Source organism: Massilia sp. CT11-108 (assembly GCF_047302915.1).
GTDB lineage: Bacteria > Pseudomonadota > Gammaproteobacteria > Burkholderiales > Burkholderiaceae_D > Telluria > Telluria orientalis.
In genome coordinates this window covers 1-19,557 of record NZ_JBKYMO010000053.1, presented here as the reverse complement: position 1 = coordinate 19,557, position 19,557 = coordinate 1, and the positions used below count along the sequence as shown (strand labels likewise).

Genomic DNA, 19,557 nt, shown 5'->3' with positions numbered 1-19,557 from the left:
GTCTGCGCCTTGCTCGCTTCGGCGATCGCGGCCATGATGTCGGTGACGCGCCTGACCCGCATCCTTTTCAACACCACACCATCATCATGAAGAGAGTCCTTTCCGCTGCGGCATCCGCCGTGGCGTTCGCGGCGTGCGCCGTGGCGCCCGCGCACGCCGAGATCAGCATCATCGTGTCCGCCCACTCGTCGCTGGCGCCGCCCGTGACGCAGGTATGCCAGGCGTTCCTCGGCAAGATCAAGTCGCCGACCCCGATCAACCTCACGGAAAAGAACCCGTTGCGCGACGAGTTCTTCGCCAAGGCCTGCAAGAAGGACCCGGTCCAGGTCCAGGCCATGTGGGGCAAGCTGATTTTCACGGGCACCGGCACGCCGCCGGCCGAGGTGGACTCGGGCGCGGCCATGCGCAAGGCCGTCGCGGCCGATCCGAACGCCGTCGGCTACATCGACAGGAAGGACGTTGACGCCACCGTCAAGGTCATCGCCACCGCCAACTAACCGATAAAAAGCATGAAGAAACTGATGATCGCCGCGCTGTTGTCCAGCGCCGGCATGGCACAGGCCAGCGACTTGAGTATTTCGGGGTTCGCCACCGTCACCGCGGGCAAGGCCTATGGCGGTTCCGACGGGGAGTTCATGGGACAGCCGTGTCCCTGCTTCATCGGCAATTACGAGCACGGCGCCGTCTACCACGGCAACGAATGGAGCCTCGCGCGCGAATCGCTCGTCGGCCTGCAGGCCACGTACCGGTTCACCGGCAAGCTGTCCGGCACCGTCCAGGCGGTGGCGCGCGCTTCGGAACACGGCAAGCCGGAAGTCGACTGGGCCTATCTCTCGTACGACGTGGCGCCCGATACGACGGTGCAAGTGGGCCGCCGCCGGCTGCCGATCTACGCGTATTCCGACAGCGTCTACATCGGCTACACGCTGCCGTGGGCGCGCGTGCCGCAGGATATCTACGGCTGGGAAGTCGGCGCCTACAACGGCGTGAACGTGCGCCATTCGCGCAGCTTTGGCGACTGGGCCGTCACCGGCACCGTCTTCGCCGGCCAGGAGACCACGGAGAACAACACCGAACAGCGCAAGATCTATTACGGCTACCGCGTCGACGACAACTGGAAGCACATCCTGGGCGGCTACCTCGACGTGTCCAACGAGGTGTTCGGCGCGCGCCTGATCTACATGCAGAACTCGATCGACCTGTCGATGTATCCGCCGGGCGAAGACCCGACGTTCGCGCGGGGTACGCGCCAGCGGATCATCGGCCTGTCCGGCAGCATCGACTACGGCAACTGGATGGTGCGCGCGGAAGCCAACCGCTTCATGCGTCCCGCGCTGGACTACAAGTCGTCCAGCTGGACGGCGACGGTTGGCTACCGCATGGGCCAGTTCATGCCGATGGCCGGTTTTTCCTCGTACAAGGAAAAGCAGACCGCGACCTATACGGAAACGCAGAACGACAACACGCGTTTCGTCGGCGTGCGCTGGGACTTTCGCAAGAACATGGACCTGAAGGTGCAGTGGGACTCGGTGAAGGATTCGAGCGCGTACGACTTCACAAAGAACGCGAAGATGGTGACCGTGACCTGGGACGTACTGTTCTGACTCATCCGGTTCCGTGCGACATCGATCGTGAGCATTCGTTATATTTAAATTAACCATGCTCATTCGCTGTCGAGAGGAACATGAAGGTATCGAGGAATCGCTTCATGCCGCGCCGCTGCGCCTGCGCGGTCCTGCTGGCGCTGGCCGCCGGCGCCGTCCAGGCGGACGGCGATCCGCTGCCGGAACCCGGACATGGCGACGATACGCGTCCATACAAGAGCTATGGTGCCGCGGCGCTGGAAATCGCCACCTTCCAGCTCCTGCTGAACCGCGTGGATCACGCCTTCGTTCGTCCGGACGACTACGGCGTCAGCGTCGGTTCGTTCCGGCGCAACCTGCGCAGCAGCTGGGTCGTCGACCGCGATCCGTTCGAGATCAACCAGCTCGGCCACCCGTACCAGGGTTCCGTCTACTTCGGCCTCGCGCGCAGCAACGGCCTGTCGTTCTGGGAATCGCTGGGCTTCGCGTTCGCCGGCAGCGCCGTGTGGGAAATCGCGGGCGAGACGACGCCGCCCTCGCGCAACGACCAGATCACCACGAGCTTCGGCGGCAGCTTCCTGGGCGAATCCCTGTATCGCATGGCGAACCTCGTGCTGGAGCAGGGCTATGGCCTGTCGCCGCGTTGGCGCGAGGCCGCCGCGGCCGCGGTGTCGCCGCCGCTCGGCTTCAACCGCTACGTGCGCCCGGGCCGCGGATCCGGCATCTGGCCCAGCAACAGCCCGGACGTCTACGCGCGCCTGCAACTGGGCGCGGGTGGGGTCTCGCACCGGAACGTCGGGCCGTCGCAGGCGCCGCACCGCAACGAGGTCTCGGCCGACTTCGCGCTCGATTACGGCCTGCCCGGCAAGCCCGGCTACACGTACCGCCGGCCATTCGATTACTTCCTGTTCCGCCTGCGGCTGTCGAACATCCAGGGCATCGAAAGCCTCGCGTCGCGCGGCCTGCTGTGGGGAGCACCGTATGCGCCCGGCCGCAACGTGCGCGGCATCGCGGGCCTCTACGGCAGCTACGATTACCTGGCCCCGCAGCTGTTCCGCGTGGCCAGCACGGGCCTGTCGCTGGGCACCAATGCGCAGTGGTGGGTGGCCGACGGGCTCGCACTGCAGGGGCACGCGTCGGCCGGTGTCGGCTACACATCGACGGGGACCGTGCGCGCCAGCACGAGCGGCCAGTACAACTATGGCTTCGCACCGCAGGCGATGCTGATGCTGCGCGTGATTGGCGGCGAGAAGGTCGCGCTCGACCTGACGGCGCGCGAATTCTTCAACGGTAAACTGACCAGTCCCGAGACCAGCGGCACGGACCGCGTGTTCCGGGGCGACGCCACGCTGACATACCGTCTGACCGGTCGCCACGCCGTCTCGCTCAAGTACATCACGTCGCGCCGGACGTTCGCATTCGCCAACGTGCCGGAGCGGCAGCAGCGGCGCGATACCATCGGTCTTTACTACACCTGGCAGCCGTTTCGCGGCTTTGGCGCCGTCGAATGGTAGGGCGCTCCCCATCGTTGTAAAACGTTTTACTTGAGGTTATATTGCATCGGATAACCCAGGTGGAGACGACATGGAGAAAAAACGTTTTGCGCGCACGGTCATCGCCTGTGCGCTGATGGCGCTCGCGGGCGCGGCGCAGGCCGATGTGGGCCAGCGCGTGGAAGCGCTGCTGCGGCAGATGACGCTGGACGAAAAGGTCGGCCAGCTGAACCAATTGTCGGGCAAGGACTTCAGCACGGGTCCGGGCTCCGACAAAGTGCGCGACATCGAGCGCGACATCCGCGAAGGCAAAATCGGCTCCTTGCTGAACATCCGCGGCGCGGCCGAGACGCGCCGGGTGCAGGCGCTGGCGCTGCAGTCGCGCCTGCACATTCCGCTGCTGTTCGGGCTCGACGTCATCCATGGCTACCGCACCGTGTTCCCCGTGCCGCTGGGTGAAGCGGCGTCGTGGGATCTCGAGGCGATCGAGGAATCGGCCCGCATCGCCGCGCGCGAAGCCTCCGCGGCCGGCGTCCACTGGACGTTCGCGCCGATGGTCGACATCGGCCGCGATCCGCGCTGGGGCAGGGTGATGGAAGGCGCGGGCGAAGATCCCTACCTCGGATCGCGCATCGCCGCGGCCCGCGTGCGCGGCTTCCAGGGCACGAAGCTGGGCGGGCTCGAATCCGTGATGGCCACCGCCAAGCACTTCGCCGGCTACGGCGCCGCGATCGCGGGCCGCGATTACAACGCCGTCGACATGAGCGAGCACCAGCTGTACGAAACCTATCTGCCGCCGTTCAAGGCCGCGGCGGATGCGGGCGTGGCCACGTTCATGAACTCGTTCAACACGCTGAACGGGATCCCGGCCACCGGCAACGCGATGCTGCAGCGGGATATCCTCAATGGCCGCTGGGGTTTCAAGGGCTTCGTCGTCAGCGACTGGGGCTCGGTGCGCGAGATGGTCGTCCACGGCTATGCGAACGACTTGCCGGATGCGGCCGCGAAGGCCATCACCGCGGGCAGCGACATGGACATGGAAAGCGGTGCGTACGCGTCGTCGCTCGCGAAGCTCGTGCGCAGCGGACGGGTAGATGTGGCGCTCGTCGACGATGCCGTGCGGCGCGTGCTGACGAAGAAGTTCGAGCTGGGCCTGTTCGACGATCCATACCGCTTTTCCGATCCCGCGCGCGAGAAGGCGGCGCTGGCGGATCCGCGCCATCGCGCGGCTGCGCGCCGGATCGCCGCGGAATCGATGGTGCTGCTGAAGAACGATGGCGGCGCGCTGCCGCTGCGCAAAGGCGCGCGCTCGATCGCCGTGATCGGCCCGCTCGCCGACGCCCGCCGCGACCTCGAAGGCGGCTGGATCGTGGATTCCAATGCGGCCACGATGGCGAGCCTCGTCGACGCCGTGCGCACGCACGCGGGACCGGGCACACGCGTCGCGTACGCGGCCGGCTGCGACGTCGCCTGCCGCGGCACCGACGGCTTCGCGGCTGCGCTCGACGTCGCGCGCGCGGCCGACGTCGTCGTGCTGGCCGTCGGCGAAAGCTGGGACATGTCGGGCGAGGCGAAATCGCGCGCCGATATCGGCCTGCCGGGCCGCCAGGCGGAACTGTTCGACGCGCTGAAGGCGATCGGCAAGACGCCCGTCGTCGTGATCATGGCCGGGCGCCCGCTGATCTTCGAGAACGTCGCGGAAGGGGCGAACGCCATCCTGTATGCGTGGCACCCGGGCAGCGAAGGCGGTAATGCGATCGCGGACGTGCTGTTCGGCGCGGTGAACCCGTCGGCGAAACTCCCGATGACCTTCCCGCGCAACATGGGGCAGATCCCGATCGGCTACCAGCAATACCAGACGGGCCGCCCCGTGCTGGACAACGGAAACAGCGTCTACCGGTCCGCCTACATCGATTCGCCGAACACGCCGCGCTACGCGTTCGGGCATGGCCTGAGCTATACGACGTTCGCGTACGGCGACCTGCGTCTCTCCAGCACGCGGATGGCGCCGGACGGGAAGATCAGCCTCCAGTTCACGCTGACGAATAGCGGACGCGTGGCCGGCGCCGAGGTCGTGCAGCTGTACCTGCGCGACCCCGTGGCGTCCGTCGTGCGGCCGGTGAAGGAACTGAAGGGTTTTCAACGTATTGTGTTGAAACCGGGCGAGCATCGCACCGTCAGCTTCACGATCGACCGCGACACCTTGTCGTTCTTCGACCGCAAGCTGGCGTGGGGTGCGGAACCGGGAACGTTCGAGCTGATGGTCGGCAGCGCATCGGACGACATCCGGCTGCGCCAGGCCATCGAGCTGACGGGGCCGTGACGGTCCCGGTCCTGTAATGACGCGGGAGCGGCGCACAATGTAACGGCGGGTCACATTCGTTGTTGCGCGGATACATAAGCTGCCGGTATTGCATGGTATGACGACCCGCCGCCCGGGCGATCGCATACACTCGCCTGTTTGTCGAATCGTCGGGGTGGGTGTTGTTTCGCAAGGGAGCCAATGCGTTGTTGCAGTCGCAAGCCGGACAGGCGGCGCAGGATCGTGTCGACGCGCTGGACGCCGGCCGCCGGCCGCTGAAGGTCGTCACGATCGCGCTGATCGTCATGGCGTGCCTCACGTCCGCCGCCGTCATGGCGTGGAGCGGCTATCACTCGCGCGCGCTGGAATTGTCCGGCGCGTCCATCTCCGCATCCAACACCGCGCACACGCTCGCCAACCAGGCGAATTCGTCGTTCAAGATGGCGGACACGGTGCTCGTGTCGCTCGTCGACAAGGTCGAAGTGGAAGGATGGTCGGCCGCGAACATGGCGCGCCTGCGCGCGCTGATGATGAAGCACATGGCGGACATGCCGGCGCTGCAGGGCCTGTTCATCTACGACGAGAACGGCCGCTGGATCGTGAATTCCGCCGGCACGCGATTCGATGGCCGCAACAACAGCGACCGCGCCTACTTCCAGTACCACAAGCAGCACCCGGGGCAGGGCGTGCACGTCGGCGGCCCGATCGTCGGCCGCACCAGCGGCGCCTGGATCATTCCCGTGTCGCGCCGCATCGACCATCCCGACGGCAGCTTCGCGGGCGTGGCGCTGGCGACGTTCAAGATCGACTTCTTCCGCAAGGTCTATGAAGGCCTCGACATCGGCAGCGACGGCCGCATCCTGATGACGCTGGACGATGGCACCCTGTTGCTGCGCGTGCCGTTCGACACGGCCAGTATCGGACGTGACACGCGCAAGGCCCCCGTCTTCCGTCTGCGCGGACGCGACGCCGACATCGACGGCGAGACGTTCATCCATACCGAGTCGCGCGTCGGCGATTATCCGGCCCGGATCACGGTGCTGCGTTCGAAGGACGTGGCGCTGCGGCCCTGGCTGCACAGCGCGATCCTGTCGTACCTGGCGCTGTTCGTGCTGATCGCCGGCCTGCTGCTGCTCGGGCGGCGCGCCGTGCGCCAGATCGGGCTGCGCGACCAGCTGCAGCGCGACTTGCTGACGACGAAGGCGCTGCTCGAGACGGCGAATGCGTCGCTGTCGGCGATGGCCTATGTCGACGGCCTGACGGAGCTGTTCAACCGGCGCTACTACGAGCAGGCCTGGGAGCGCGAGCACCGGCGCGCGTTCCGCAACCGGGCGTCGCTCGCGGTGCTGATGATCGACGTCGACCACTTCAAGCGCTACAACGACCGCTACGGCCACCTGGCGGGCGACGAATGCCTCAAGGCCGTCGCGCAGGCGATGCTGCGCGGCCTGCGGCGCAGCGGCGACCTGGCCGCGCGCTATGGCGGGGAAGAGTTCGTCGTGCTGCTGCCCGAAACCGACCTGGCCGGGGCGCGCGAAGTCGCCGAAAAAATCCATGCCAGCGTGGCAGCCCACGCGCTGCGCCACGAGGCATCGCCGCTGGGCCTCGTCACCGTCAGCATCGGCGCGTACGCCGCCGTGCCGGAGCAGGCGGACGACCCCGATCGCGCGTTCGGCGCGCACGCGGACGCGGCCCTGTACCGGGCGAAGGAAGCAGGGCGCAACCGTACCGCGACCTGACCCTATAATGGGCTCCATGAACTCGGATTTGTGGAATACGCTGGCGGCGCGCCGCCATGTGGCCCTGCGCCGCCTGCAGGCGCCGGGTCCGGACGATGCCGCGCTCGCGCGGATGATGGACGCGGCCGCGCAGGCACCCGATCACGGCTGCCTGCTGCCCTGGCGCTTCGTGCTGATCCCGCCGGAGCGGCGCGCCGATCTCGGCGCCGTGTTCGAGGAGGCGCTTGCGCAGCGCAATCCCACGGCCGACGATACAGCGCGGGCGTCCGCGCGCGCGAAAGCCTTCCACGCACCGTGCCTGCTCGTGGCGGTCCTCGTCGACGCGCCCGGCACCGCCATCCCGGTCGAGGAAAAACTGGTCTCCCTGGGCTGCGCGCTGCAGAACGTGCTGCTCGCGGCGCGGGCGCTGGGCTTTGCCAGCGGTCTCGCGAGCGGCGGGGCGCTCGACATGCCCGCCATGCGCCGCCTGCTGGCGCTCGACGCGCACGAGCGCGCGGTCTGCTTCATCGGCATCGGCACGGGCGAGCCCAAAAAAACGCCCCGGGTGCGTCCGCAGCCGGGGCAGTTCTTCAAAACCTTGTAGGCGTTATTGCACGAGCGGCGTCGCGCTCCCTTCCAGCGTGATGCCCTCGATGCGCGCGCGGCCCACGAGGATCTGCAGATACTGGTGGATGCCCCGCTGCAGCGCGGCCGTCGCGAGCATTGCTGCGATCTGCGATTTTACCGTCTCGAACGGCAGCAGCGAGCCGTCGATGCGGCGCAGCACCTGGACGATGTGCAGGCCGAAGCGCGTCTCGATGGGGCGCGCGGCCAACTCGTTTTCCCCGAGGCGGAACAGCACGTCGTCGAATTCCGGCACGCAGTCGCCGCGGCTCAGCTGGCCGAGGCTGCCGCCCACGGCGCCGGACGGGCAGTTCGAATACTGCGCCGCCAGTTCGCCGAAGCGGTCCGGCGCGGCCCGCAGCGCCGCCAGGATGTCCTCCGCCGTTTCGCGCACGAGGTCCAGCGGCACGGTCGGCGTCACCTGGAACAGGATGTGGCGCGCTTCGACCATCGCGCCGCGGGTGAACCGGTCCGGATGGTTCCGGTAGTACGTGCGGCACGCCGCCTCGTCGGCCTGCGGCACGCTGACCTCCTGCGTCAGCAGCGCCTCGACGCGTGCGTCGTCGTCCATGCCGGCAATCCCGAGGCGGTCCGCTTCCTGCAGCAGCACGGTGCGCAGCACGACTTCGTGCACCGATACCTTCAGCGGGTTGGGGGCGTCCTTGTGGTGCGGCAGTTCCAGTTCGATCTGGCGGTCGTCGATCTCGACGCCGTTGACGGAGATACCCATGATGACTCCTTAGCGCGGACGGACCAGCTGGAAGGCACGGCCCAGGTAAGTCACCGCGCCGAAACCGCTCCAGATGTGGACGAGGCGGGTGAACGGGAAGATGACGAACAGCGACATCCCCATGAACAGGTGCAGCTTGAACACGAGCGGCGCATCAAGGATGAAACCGGCGGCGTCGCCGCGGAACGTCACGATGTGCTGGGCCCAGGTCATCAACAGGACCATCATGTGGCCGTCCAGGTGGCCGGCGGAGACTCCAATCGACGACAGGCCGAGGAGCAGGGTGCCGAGGATCCACAGCAGCACGATCTTGTCCTTGAACGTGGTGGCGGCGCGCAGGCGCTCGTTGCCGAGGCGGCGGGCGAGCAGCAGCAGGATGCCGACCAGGCACAGGGTACCCATCACGCCGCCTGCGGCCATCGCGAACAGCTGCTTGGCGCCGTGCGTGACGCCGAGCGTATCCCACACCCACACGGGTGTCAGCAGGCCGACGGCGTGGCCGCCCAGCAGGCCGATGATCCCGATGTGGAACAGGATGCTGCCCAGGCGCAGCTGGCCCTTGTGCAGCACTTGCGTGGATTCGGAACGCCACGTGTATTGCTCGCGGTCGAAGCGGATCAGGCTCCCGAGCAGGAAGATCGCCAGGGCGATGTACGGGTAGATCCCGAACAGGAATTGATTTATATAGTTCATGCTACCTCCTCCTGATGCACGGCAGGACGCGTGCCGGGCGGGTAAAAATTGATCGGTTGCGGGCCGGACGCTTGCGGCTTGAGCAGGGGCTCGACGCCGTCCGCGCCGGGGCCGAAGGTTTCCAGCGCCTCGTCCATGTCCTTGATCGGCGGCTCGGACAGTTCTTCCGCCGCGACCGGGGACAAGCCTTCCAGCACGTCGAACACGCTGGCATACGGGCTGCCGTTCGCGGCCAGCTTGCGGCCGATGAAGGCCAGCACGTGGACCGCGTCGCCCAGCAGGCGGCCGGCTTCCTCTTCGTCCAGCTGCGACAGGAACTCGAGGAACAGCGGCACGAAGTCCGGCAGCTCGTCGCCCTGCATTTCCAGGCCGTGCTTCTTGTACTCTTCCATCAGGTCGACCATGGCCTGGCCGCGGTCGCGCGATTCGCCGTGGATGTGCTCGAACAAATGCAGCGAGTGCGACGGCGTGCGGTCGAACGTCTGCACGTATTCCTGCTGCAGCGTGATCATGTCGTTTTCGGCCAGGTGCGCCAGCAGCGGCGCCACCCGGGCGCGCATTGGCAGCGGCAGGCCGTCTTCCAGCTCGGGCAGGGCGGCGACGAGGTCGCCCTCCGGGTACAGCAGCAGCGCGGACAGGATGCGGTAGTGGTTCATGTCAGGCTCCTTCCGTTTCTTTGTTCTTGCGCGATTTCGGCATCGAGACGAAGATCGTCGATCCCTGCTTCTTCTTGCCGAACAGCGAGGCGTCGCTGGTGCCGTCCGAGCAGCCGTTACCGAACGAGAAGCCGCACGAACCTTTTTCGTTGAAGCTGTCCTCGGCCATCTCCTTGTGGCTGCTCGGGATCACGAAGCGGTCTTCGTAGTTCGCGATGGCCATGATGTGGTACATGTCTTCCACGACCGCCTGCGACAGGCCCACCTGGCGCAGCACGTCGAGGTTCTCGACCTTGTCGACCGACTTCGAACGCATGTAGGCACGCATCGCCAGCATGCGGTCCAGCGCGTGCACGACCGGCGCTTCCTTGCCCGCGGTGAGCAGGTTGGCGAGGTAGCGCACGGGGATGCGCAGGCTCTTCGTGTCCGGCAGGATGCCGTTCATGCCCATCTTGCCGCTTTCGGCCGCGGCCTGGATCGGCGACAGCGGCGGGATGTACCACACCATCGGGAGCGTCCGGTATTCCGGGTGCAGCGGGAAGGCGATCTTCCACTCGACGGCCATCTTGTAGACGGGCGAACGCTTGGCGGATTCCAGCCACGAGTCCGGGATGCCCTGGCGGCGCGCTTCCGCGATCACGTCGGGATCGTGCGGATCGAGGAACAGGCCGAGCTGCGCTTCGTACAGGTCCTGCTCGTCGGCGACGGAGGCCGCGGCTTCGATCTTGTCGGCGTCGTACAGCAGCACGCCCAGGTAGCGGATGCGGCCCACGCAGGTTTCCGAGCACACGGTCGGCTGGCCGGCTTCGATGCGCGGGTAGCAGAACGTGCACTTCTCGGCCTTGCCGGACGACCAGTTGTAGTAGATCTTCTTGTACGGGCAGCCCGAGATGCACATGCGCCAGCCGCGGCACTTGTCCTGGTCGATCAGCACGATGCCGTCGTCCTCGCGCTTGTACACGGAGCCGGACGGGCACGATGCCACGCAGGTCGGGTTCAGGCAGTGCTCGCACAGGCGCGGCAGGTACATCATGAAGGTGTTCTCGAAGGTCGAGTACATCTCCTTCTGCACGTTGTCGAACAGCTTGTCCTTGCTGCGCTTGGCGAATTCGCCGCCCAGGTCATCTTCCCAGTTCGGCCCCCATTCGATCTTGTCCATCTTCTTGCCGGTCAGGACGGAGATCGGACGGGCGGTCGGCGGTGTCTCGGACAGCGGCGCGTTCTGCAGGCGCTCGTAGTCGTACGTGAACGGCTCGTAATACTCGTCGATCTGCGGCAGGTTCGGGTTGGCGAAGATGTTCGCGAGGATCTTCAGGCGGCTGCCCTGGCGCGGTTCGATCCTGCCGTCCGCCTTGCGTCTCCAGCCGCCGTTCCACTTGTCCTGGTTTTCCCATTCCTTCGGGTAGCCGATGCCGGGCTTCGTCTCGACGTTGTTGAACCAGGCGTATTCCACGCCGTCGCGGCTCGTCCAGACGTTCTTGCAGGTCACCGAGCAGGTGTGGCAGCCGATGCATTTGTCCAGGTTCAGCACCATGCCGATTTGTGCTCTGATTTTCATGTCTTTACCTCGTTATCTGTTCAAGCACCCTTCGGGCTGGCGGCGCGTGCCAGCGCGGGTTCGCGGTCTTCCGTCTCGTGCTTCGGCGTTCCTGCCGGCCGTGCCGGGGCGGGGCGGGTGGCCTGCTGGTCGCCGTTCGGACGCGATTCGTCGCGGGCGCCTTCCATCCAGTTCACGTCGCGCATCTTGCGGACCACCACGAATTCGTCGCGGTTGGAGCCTACCGTGCCGTAGTAGTTGAAGCCATACGACAGCTGGGCGTAGCCGCCGATCATGTGGGTCGGCTTGGTCACCGTGCGCGTCACCGAGTTGTGGATGCCGCCGCGCTTCTTCGACATTTCCGCACCGGGCACGTTCACGATCTTTTCCTGGGCGTGGTACATGAGCGTCATGCCTTCGGGGACGCGCTGGCTCACGACGGCGCGGGCCGTCAGGGTGCCGTTCACGTTGAACACCTCGATCCAGTCGTTGTCCACGATACCCGCCGCTTTCGCATCGATCTCGGACAGCCACACGTGCGGGCCGCCGCGCGACAGCGTGAGCATGCGCAGGTTGTCGGAGTAGGTCGAGTGGATGCCCCATTTCTGGTGCGGCGTGATCCAGTTCAGCGCCAGTTCCTTGTTCCCGTTCGGACGGCGGTTCATGATCGCTTCCGTGGTCTTGGTGTTGATCGCGGCCTTGTACACGCACAGTCCCTCGCCGAAGTCGCGCATCCAGACGTGGTCCTGGTAGAACTGCTGGCGGCCCGTCAGCGTGCGCCAGGGGATCAGTTCATGGACGTTCGTGTAGCCGGCGTTGTAGCTGACTTCCTCGCTTTCCAGGCCCGACCACGTCGGCGACGAGATGATCTTCCTCGGCTGCGCCTGCACGTCGCGGAAGCGGATGCTGTCATGCTCGCGCGGGATCGCCAAATGCGTGTGGTCGCGGCCCGTGATCTTCGACAGCGCTTCCCACGCTTTCACCGCCACGTGGCCGTTCGTTTCCGGCGCCAGCGTGAGGATCATCTCGGCGGCGTCGATCGCCGTGTCCAGGCGCGGCTGGCCTTTCGACACGCCTTCTTCCAGCACGGTGCGGTTGATGCCGCGCAGGACGTCCACTTCATGGGCCGTCTTCCAGTCGATGCCCTTGCCGCCGTTGCCCACTTTTTCCAGCAGGGGGCCGATCGACGTGAACTTCTTATGGATGTCGCGGTAGTTGCGTTCCACGACCGTCATCGACGGCATCGTCTTGCCCGGGACCGGCTCGCACTCGCCGAGGCGCCAGTCCTTCGGATCGAACGGCTGGCCGAGTTCGCCCGGGGTGTCGTGCAGCAGCGGCGTGAGGATCAGGTCCTTGCGCGTGCCCAGGTGGGCGCCGCCGATCTCCGACAGCTTGGCCGCGATGCCCTTGTAGATTTCCCAGTCCGACTTCGCTTCCCACAGCGGCTGCACGGCTTCGGACAGCGGGTGGATGAACGGGTGCATGTCCGACGTGTTCAGGTCGTCCTTTTCGTACCAGGTCGCCGTCGGCAGCACGATGTCGCCGTACAGGCACGTCGTCGACATGCGGAAGTCCAGCACCACGAGCAGGTCCAGCTTGCCCTCGGCGGCCGGGCGCACCTTCACGTCGCGCGGCTTGACGCAGGCGTCTTCGTCGCTCATCAGCGCGTTCTGGGTGCCCAGCAGGTATTTCAGGAAGTACTCGTGGCCCTTGCCCGAGCTGCCCAGGATGTTGGAACGCCACACGAACATATTGCGCGGGAAGTTCGCGGGATTGTCCGGATCGTCGCACGAGAAATTCAGCTTGCCGGCCTTGATCTGCTCGACCGCGTACTTCGCCGGGTCCTGGCCCGCCGCTTCGGCGGCGCGCACGACGTCCAGCGGATTCGTCTCCAGCTGCGGGGCCGACGGCAGCCAGCCCATGCGCTCGGCCTTGGCGTTGAAGTCGATCAGCGCCATCTCTTCCAGCTTGCCGTCCGCCGTCGGGCACAGGATCTCGGACGTGTGCAGCTTTTCGTGGCGCCACTGGCTCGTGTGGGCATAGAAGAACGACGTGCCGTTCATCTGGCGCATCGGGCGGTTCCAGTCCAGCGCGAAGGCGAGCGGGGTCCAGCCGGTCTGCGGGCGCAGCTTTTCCTGGCCCACGTAGTGCGCCCAGCCGCCGCCGCTCTGGCCCACGCAGCCGCACATCATGAGGATGTTGATGATGCCGCGGTACGTCATGTCCATGTGGTACCAGTGGTTCAGCGCCGCGCCGACGATCACCATCGACTTGCCGCGGGTGCGGTCGGCGTTGTCGGCGAATTCGCGCGCCACGGTCACGACATCCGCGGCCTTCACGCCAGTGTGCTTCACCTGCCATGCGGGCGTGTACGGGACGTCGTCGTCGTAGCTCTTCGCCGCGTTCGGGCAGATCCCGCGGTCGACGCCGTAGTTCGCCATCGACAGGTCGTACACGGTGGTGACGAGCGCGGTGGTGCCGTCGGCCAGCGTGATCGACTTCACGGGGACGTTGCGTAGCAGGAGGTCCTCCGCGTCCTTGCCGCCGAAGTAGGGGAAACCCACCGGGACGATACGGTCATGGTCGTCCAGCAGCGACAGCTGCGGATCGATCGGATTGCGGGTCGCGCCTTCCTTCTGTTCGAGGTTCCACTTGCCCGACTCGCCCCAGCGGAAGCCGATCGAGCCGCTCGGCGCGACGATCTTGCCGGTCGCCTGGTCGATGACGAGGGTCTTCCATTCCGGGTTGTTCGATTCGTCCAGGTTGTTCGCGAGGTGCGAGGCGCGCAGGAAGTAGTCGGGGACCAGCGTGCCGTCGCGCTCCTTCAGCATGACGAGCATCGGGAAATCGGTGTACTGCTTGGCGTAGTCGCGGAAGTAGGCGGATTTGCCGGTGGCGTGGAATTCCTTCAGGATCACGTGGCCCATGGCCATGGCCAGTGCGGCGTCGGTGCCCTGCTTGGGCGCGAGCCAGATGTCGCCGAACTTGGCCATCTCGCCGAAGTCGGACGATACGGCGACGGTCTTCGTGCCCTTGTAGCGCACTTCGGTGTAGAAGTGGGCGTCCGGCGTGCGGGTCATCGGAACGTTCGAACCCCATACCATCAGGTACGTGGAGTTGTACCAGTCGGCCGATTCCGGCACGTCGGTCTGCTCGCCCCACACCTGCGGGCTCGAAGGCGGCAGGTCGCAATACCAGTCGTAGAAGCTCATGGCGACGCCGCCGATGAGGCTCAGGTAGCGGGTGCCGGCGGCATAGCTGACCATCGACATGGCGGGGATCGGCGAGAAGCCGATGATGCGGTCCGGGCCGTATTTGCCGATGGTGTAGGCGTTGGCGGCGGCGATGATCTCGTTGACCTCGTCCCACTTGGCGCGCACGAAGCCGCCCTGGCCGCGTACTGTTTTATAGCTGGCGGCCTTCTGCGGATCGTTGGTGATGTAGTCCCAGGCCGCGACCGGATCGCGGGTGGCGCGCGCTTCGCGCCACAACTGCATCAGGCGGCCGCGCACCATCGGGTGCTTGACGCGCTGCGCCGAGTAGACGTACCACGAGTAGCTGGCGCCGCGCGGGCAACCGCGGGGTTCATGGTTCGGCAGGTCCGGGCGGGTGCGCGGGTAGTCGGTCTGCTGGGTCTCCCAGGTGATCAGGCCGTTCTTGACGTAGACCTTCCAGCTGCACGAGCCCGTGCAGTTCACGCCATGCGTCGAGCGCACGATCTTGTCGTGCTGCCAGCGCTGGCGGTAGGCCTTTTCCCAGGTGCGGTCTTCGTTGACGACGGCCCCGTGGCCATTCGAAAACGTCTCGCTCGGTTTGCCGAAAAACTTCAGGCGGTCCAAAAAGTGACTCATGGTTTCTCCAACGGCGCGCCGGGGCGCGCTCTCGATATTCGATGTTGTGCAGCTGTGTTCAGTCTACGGAGCGGACCGGCTGTGCGGTATTCGCAAGAAGTCGGTCCGGCCATGGATTAGGGAGTAGGCGATCTACTCCTTTATGACTAGCAAGTGATCTCGGCACCCTTGCGGGCATAGAACCACCAGGTGACGGCGATGCAGGTGACGTAGAAGCCGATGAAGCACCACAGCGCGGCGTCGGCGCTGCCCGTCAGGGCGATCGAGGTGCCGTAGCTCTTCGGGATGAAGAAGGCGCCGTAGGCGGCGATGGCCGAGGTGAAGCCGAGAACGGCGGCCGCTTCCTTGTTGGCGCTGGCGACGGCTTGCGCTTGTGCGCCTTCCGACTGGCCCCTGGCGGCGCGCTGGTGCAGGGTCAGGAAGATCACGGGGATCATGCGGAAGGTCGATGCGTTACCGACGCCGGTGCAGGCGAACAGCACGAGGAACATGCCGAAGAAACCCGCGAAGCTCCCTGCGTGCAGGAAGTGCAGCACGCCCAGCACTGCCAGGATCATGCAGACGAACGTCCACACGGTGACGCGGGCGCCGCCCAGCTTGTCGGCGATGAAGCCGCCGGCCACGCGGGCCAGGGCGCTGACGAGGGGACCGACGAACGCGTACTGCAGCGGGTTCACTTGCGGGAACAGGGTGCTGGTCAGCAGCGGGAAGGCGGCCGAATAGCCGATGAACGAACCGAAGGTGCCCACATACAGCCAGCACATGAGCCAGTTGTGCTTGCGCTTGAAGATCACGGCCTGTTCGGCGAACGACGCCTTGGCCGACGCGAGGTCGTTCATGCCGAACCAGGCGGCCAGCGTGCTGACGATGATGAACGGCACCCACACGAAGCCCGCGTTCTGCAGCCACATCTGCTTGGTGGCCGCGGCCTTGGTCCACGTTTGCGCTTCGCCGCCGAACAGGGCGAACGTGATCACGAGCGGGACGACGAACTGCACGGCGGAGACGCCGAGGTTGCCGAGGCCCGCGTTCATGCCGAGGGCGTAGCCCTTCTGCGCTTTCGGGTAGAAGAAGCTGATGTTGGCCATGGACGACGCGAAGTTGCCGCCGCCGAAGCCGCACAGCAGCGACAGCACGAGCATGGTCGGGTAGCTGGTGTTCGGGTCCTGCACGGCGTAGCCGATGCCGAGGGCGGGGATCAGCAGCGACGCGGTGGAGATGGCGGTCCATTTGCGGCCGCCGAAGATCGGCACCATGAACGAATAAAAGATGCGCAAGGTGGCGCCCGAGAGGCCCGGCACGGCGGCGAGCCAGAACAGCTGGTTGGTGCTGTACTTGAAGCCGATGGCCGGCAGGTTGACGACGACGACGCTCCACACCATCCAGATCGCGAACGCCAGCATCAGCGCGGGGATCGAGATCCAGAGGTTGCGGCTGGCCGTGGGCTTGCCGCGGCTGTGCCAGAAGGCGGGAACCTCGGGTTCCCAGGTCGAGATGAGGTAACGACTCACGATGTTCTCCTGTGATTTAATAAGTGAATCAGGCAGCCTTGCGCAGCGGCGTGACCGGCGCGGCGACAGGGGCTTTGGTTTGCGGTTTGAACGAGAAATGCATCCAGACGAGCGACACGCACACGGTCCCGTACAGCAGCATGAAGGAGCTGGAGCGGATGCCGGTGAGGTCGACGATGGCGCCGAACATGATCGGCAGGATGAAGCCACCGAGGCCGCCGGCCAGGCCGACGACGCCCGAGACGGCGCCGATGTTGTCGCTGAAATCGTCGGCGATGAAGCGGAACACGGACGCTTTGCCGATGGCCATCGCCACGCCGACGACGAACAGCAGCAGGGTGAAGATCACGGGGCCGAGGCCGATGTGCAGGTCCATCCCGCCGGAAACCGTCTTGACGCTCATCGTGGTCTGCGGATACGACAGGATGAAGAAGCACACCCAGCACACCCACATCACGTACCAGGTCACCTTGTAGGCGCCGAACTTGTCGGAGATCCAGCCGCCCAGCGCGCGCAGCACCCCGCCCGGCAGCGAGAAGCACGCGGCCAGCAGGGCGGCTTCCTTGAGGCCGAAGCCGTATTCGCCCACGTAGTATTTGGTCATCCACAGCGCCAGCGCCACGTAGCCGCCGAATACGACGGAGTAGTACTGGCAGTAGCGCCACACGCGCGGATCCTTCAGCACGCGCATCTGCGCGGCGAAGCTCTCGCCGGACGCGGATTTGTGCGACGGGTCGGAATAGGTGCCGAACCAGAACAGCAGGGCGGTGGCGACCATCGCGGCGGCGTACACCTTGGGCAGCGCCTGCCAGCCGAGGGCGGCGATGATGGCGGGCGCCACGAACTTGGTCAGCGCGGAACCGGAGTTGCCGGCGCCGAACACGCCCATCGCGAGGCCGCGGCGCTCCTTGCCGAACCAGCGCGCCACGTACGGCGTGCCGACCGAGAACGAGCCGCCGGCCAGGCCGACGAAGAGCCCCAGCACGAGGAAGTGCCAGTAGGCGGTGGCATGGCTGATCATCCAGATCGGCAGCGCGCAGGCCAGCATCAGCGTGAAGAACACGATGCGGCCGCCGTAGCGGTCGGTCCAGATGCCGAGGGGGACGCGCACGAGGGCGCCGCTCAGCACGGGCGTGGCGACGAGCAGGCCGAATTCCGTTTCGTTCAGGCCGAGTTTCGTCTTGATGGGGATGCCCAGCACCGCGAACATCATCCAGATCGCGAAGCAGATCGTGAATGCGAAGGTACTGCTGACCAGGACCGCGAGGGGCCGTCTGTCGGTGCTCATTCTTGTTCTCCCGATAAAAGCATGTGGTGATGCCGGAAGCGTACGTGGCGGGGCCCAGCCCAACCATTGGCCGGAGGGGTGTGCGCGGCAGCGCAATGGAGCTAGGCGGCCTAGTCATAAAGGTGTAGGTCCGTGTACGATGGCGCTTATTGCCCCTATCGCGCCCCAGTCGCACGGAACCGCCCATGCCGCACACACTCAGCCCCGAACAGCTCAGCAACATCATCGACATCGCCGAAAACGCCGTGATCTGCACGGACGAGCGCCAGAAGATCATCCTGTTCAACAAGGGGGCGGAACGGGTGTTCGGCTGGACCGCCGCGGAGGTGACGGGCCAGGACCTGGCGATGCTGATGCCGCCGCGCTTCCGTCCCGGCCATGCGGAGCGGGTGGCCGGCTTCCAGCACGGGGAGCGCACGGCCCGGCGCATGGGCGAGCGGGGCACCATCCACGCGGTGCGCAAGGACGGCAGCGAATTCCCGGCCGAGGCGACGATCTCGAAATCGGCGGCGGGCGGGCGCGTGATCCTCACGGCGATCCTGCAGGACATTTCGGAGCGCAAGGCCTACGAGCGCGAACTGGAATTGGCGCGCGACAGCGCCGAAGCGGCGATGCAGGCCAAGAGCATGTTCCTGGCCAATATGAGCCACGAGATCCGCACGCCGCTGAACGCCGTCATCGGCATGACGAGCCTCCTGCTGCACACGGACATCGACGACGAACAGCGCGACTACACGGAGACGATCCGTTCCAGCAGCGAGGCGCTGCTGGCCATCATCAACGACCTGCTCGATTATTCGAAGCTGGAAGTGGGGCGCCTCGACCTCGAGCGCCACGCGTTCGAAGTGCGCCGCTGCGTCGAGGAAGCGCTCGACCTGCTCGCGCCCAGCGCCAGCGACAAGAACCTGGACCTCGCGTACATGATCGAACCGGGCGTGCCCGCGACGATCCTTGCGGACGCCACGCGCCTGCGCCAGATCCTCGTGAACCTGCTGTCGAACGCGATCAAGTTCACGCACCACGGCGAGGTCGTCGTCAGCGTGTCGGGCGAGCCGCGCGAGGAGGGCGGCTACCGCCTCGTGTTCGCCGTGCGCGACACGGGCATCGGCATTCCGCCGCACCGCCTCGGCGACATCTTCCACTCGTTCACCCAGGTCGATGCCTCGACCACGCGCAAATACGGCGGCACGGGCCTGGGCCTGACGATCAGCCGGCGCCTCGCGGAGATGATGGGCGGCGGGCTCACGGTGGACAGCGAACCGGGACGCGGCTCGACGTTCAGCGCGGCCATCGTCGCCGACGCGTTCGACGACCAGCTGGCCGAACACGTGCTGCGCGACCGCGCGGCCACGGTGCGCGGACGCCGCATCCTGATCGTGGACGACAACGCGACCAACCGCCGTATCCTGATGAAGCAGGCGCTGTTGTGGGGCATGTCGCCGCTGGCGGCGGCATCGGCGGTCGAAGCGCTGGACCTCGTGCGCGACGGCCACCCGTTCGACGTCGCCGTGCTGGACATGCAGATGCCCGACATGGACGGCGCGCGCCTCGCGGCCGAGCTGCGCAAGCAC

At 66.2% G+C, this 19,557-nt stretch carries 14 protein-coding genes; 7 read left to right on the top strand and 7 right to left on the bottom strand.

The features are described 5' to 3' along the window. Positions 1-86 precede the first annotated feature (86 nt). The 6 genes from ACEN88_RS07390 (at position 87) to ACEN88_RS07365 (ending at position 7,700) form a co-directional block, all read left to right on the top strand. Positions 87-497 carry a hypothetical protein gene (locus ACEN88_RS07390; RefSeq protein ID WP_413338366.1) on the top strand — a complete coding sequence of 137 codons (411 nt, stop codon included), beginning with the start codon at positions 87-89 and terminating at the stop codon, positions 495-497. 12 nt (positions 498-509) lie between these two features. Next, positions 510-1,604, top strand: a complete 1,095-nt coding sequence (locus ACEN88_RS07385; protein ID WP_413338364.1) for a hypothetical protein — start codon at positions 510-512, stop codon at positions 1,602-1,604. Positions 1,605-1,708: 104 nt separating this feature from the next. After that, positions 1,709-3,097: a DUF3943 domain-containing protein gene (locus tag ACEN88_RS07380; protein ID WP_413338362.1), complete on the top strand. Its 1,389-nt coding sequence runs from the start codon at positions 1,709-1,711 to the stop codon at positions 3,095-3,097. 70 nt (positions 3,098-3,167) lie between these two features. Continuing rightward, positions 3,168-5,399 (top strand): glycoside hydrolase family 3 N-terminal domain-containing protein, encoded by a 2,232-nt coding sequence (locus ACEN88_RS07375; RefSeq protein ID WP_413338360.1) that lies wholly within the window; start codon positions 3,168-3,170, stop codon positions 5,397-5,399. A gap of 185 nt (positions 5,400-5,584) precedes the next feature. After that, positions 5,585-7,117, top strand: a complete 1,533-nt coding sequence (locus ACEN88_RS07370; RefSeq protein ID WP_413338358.1) for a diguanylate cyclase — start codon at positions 5,585-5,587, stop codon at positions 7,115-7,117. A gap of 16 nt (positions 7,118-7,133) precedes the next feature. Beyond that, the gene (locus tag ACEN88_RS07365; RefSeq protein ID WP_413338356.1) at positions 7,134-7,700 is read left to right on the top strand and encodes a nitroreductase family protein; all 567 of its coding nucleotides are present in this window, start codon (positions 7,134-7,136) and stop codon (positions 7,698-7,700) included. A 3-nt stretch (positions 7,701-7,703) separates the two neighbouring features. On the opposite strand, the gene ACEN88_RS07360 is transcribed toward ACEN88_RS07365, so the two are convergent. The 7 genes from ACEN88_RS07360 to ACEN88_RS07330 form a co-directional block, all read right to left on the bottom strand. Then, a complete protein-coding gene (locus tag ACEN88_RS07360; RefSeq protein WP_413338354.1) occupies positions 7,704-8,450 on the bottom strand; it encodes a peptidylprolyl isomerase in 747 nt (248 codons plus the stop codon). A 9-nt stretch (positions 8,451-8,459) separates the two neighbouring features. Further along, on the bottom strand, positions 8,460-9,143 hold the full coding sequence (gene narI, locus ACEN88_RS07355) for a respiratory nitrate reductase subunit gamma (protein WP_413338352.1): 684 nt from the start codon (positions 9,141-9,143) through the stop codon (positions 8,460-8,462). Then, a complete protein-coding gene (gene narJ / locus ACEN88_RS07350) occupies positions 9,140-9,799 on the bottom strand; it encodes a nitrate reductase molybdenum cofactor assembly chaperone (RefSeq protein ID WP_413338350.1) in 660 nt (219 codons plus the stop codon). The genes narI and narJ overlap by 4 nt, the downstream gene beginning before the upstream one ends. A gap of 1 nt (position 9,800) precedes the next feature. Next, positions 9,801-11,357, bottom strand: a complete 1,557-nt coding sequence (narH, locus tag ACEN88_RS07345; RefSeq protein ID WP_413338348.1) for a nitrate reductase subunit beta — start codon at positions 11,355-11,357, stop codon at positions 9,801-9,803. Positions 11,358-11,377: 20 nt separating this feature from the next. Next, the gene (locus ACEN88_RS07340; RefSeq protein ID WP_413338346.1) at positions 11,378-15,187 is read right to left on the bottom strand and encodes a nitrate reductase subunit alpha; all 3,810 of its coding nucleotides are present in this window, start codon (positions 15,185-15,187) and stop codon (positions 11,378-11,380) included. A gap of 146 nt (positions 15,188-15,333) precedes the next feature. Further along, positions 15,334-16,698, bottom strand: a complete 1,365-nt coding sequence (locus ACEN88_RS07335; protein WP_413338344.1) for a NarK family nitrate/nitrite MFS transporter — start codon at positions 16,696-16,698, stop codon at positions 15,334-15,336. Between the two features lie 28 nt (positions 16,699-16,726). Continuing rightward, positions 16,727-17,986 (bottom strand): MFS transporter, encoded by a 1,260-nt coding sequence (locus tag ACEN88_RS07330; RefSeq protein ID WP_413338342.1) that lies wholly within the window; start codon positions 17,984-17,986, stop codon positions 16,727-16,729. 185 nt (positions 17,987-18,171) lie between these two features. Here ACEN88_RS07330 and ACEN88_RS07325 point away from each other — a divergent pair. After that, a partial coding sequence (locus ACEN88_RS07325; protein ID WP_413338340.1) for an ATP-binding protein occupies positions 18,172-19,557 on the top strand: 1,386 nt, incomplete at its 3' end.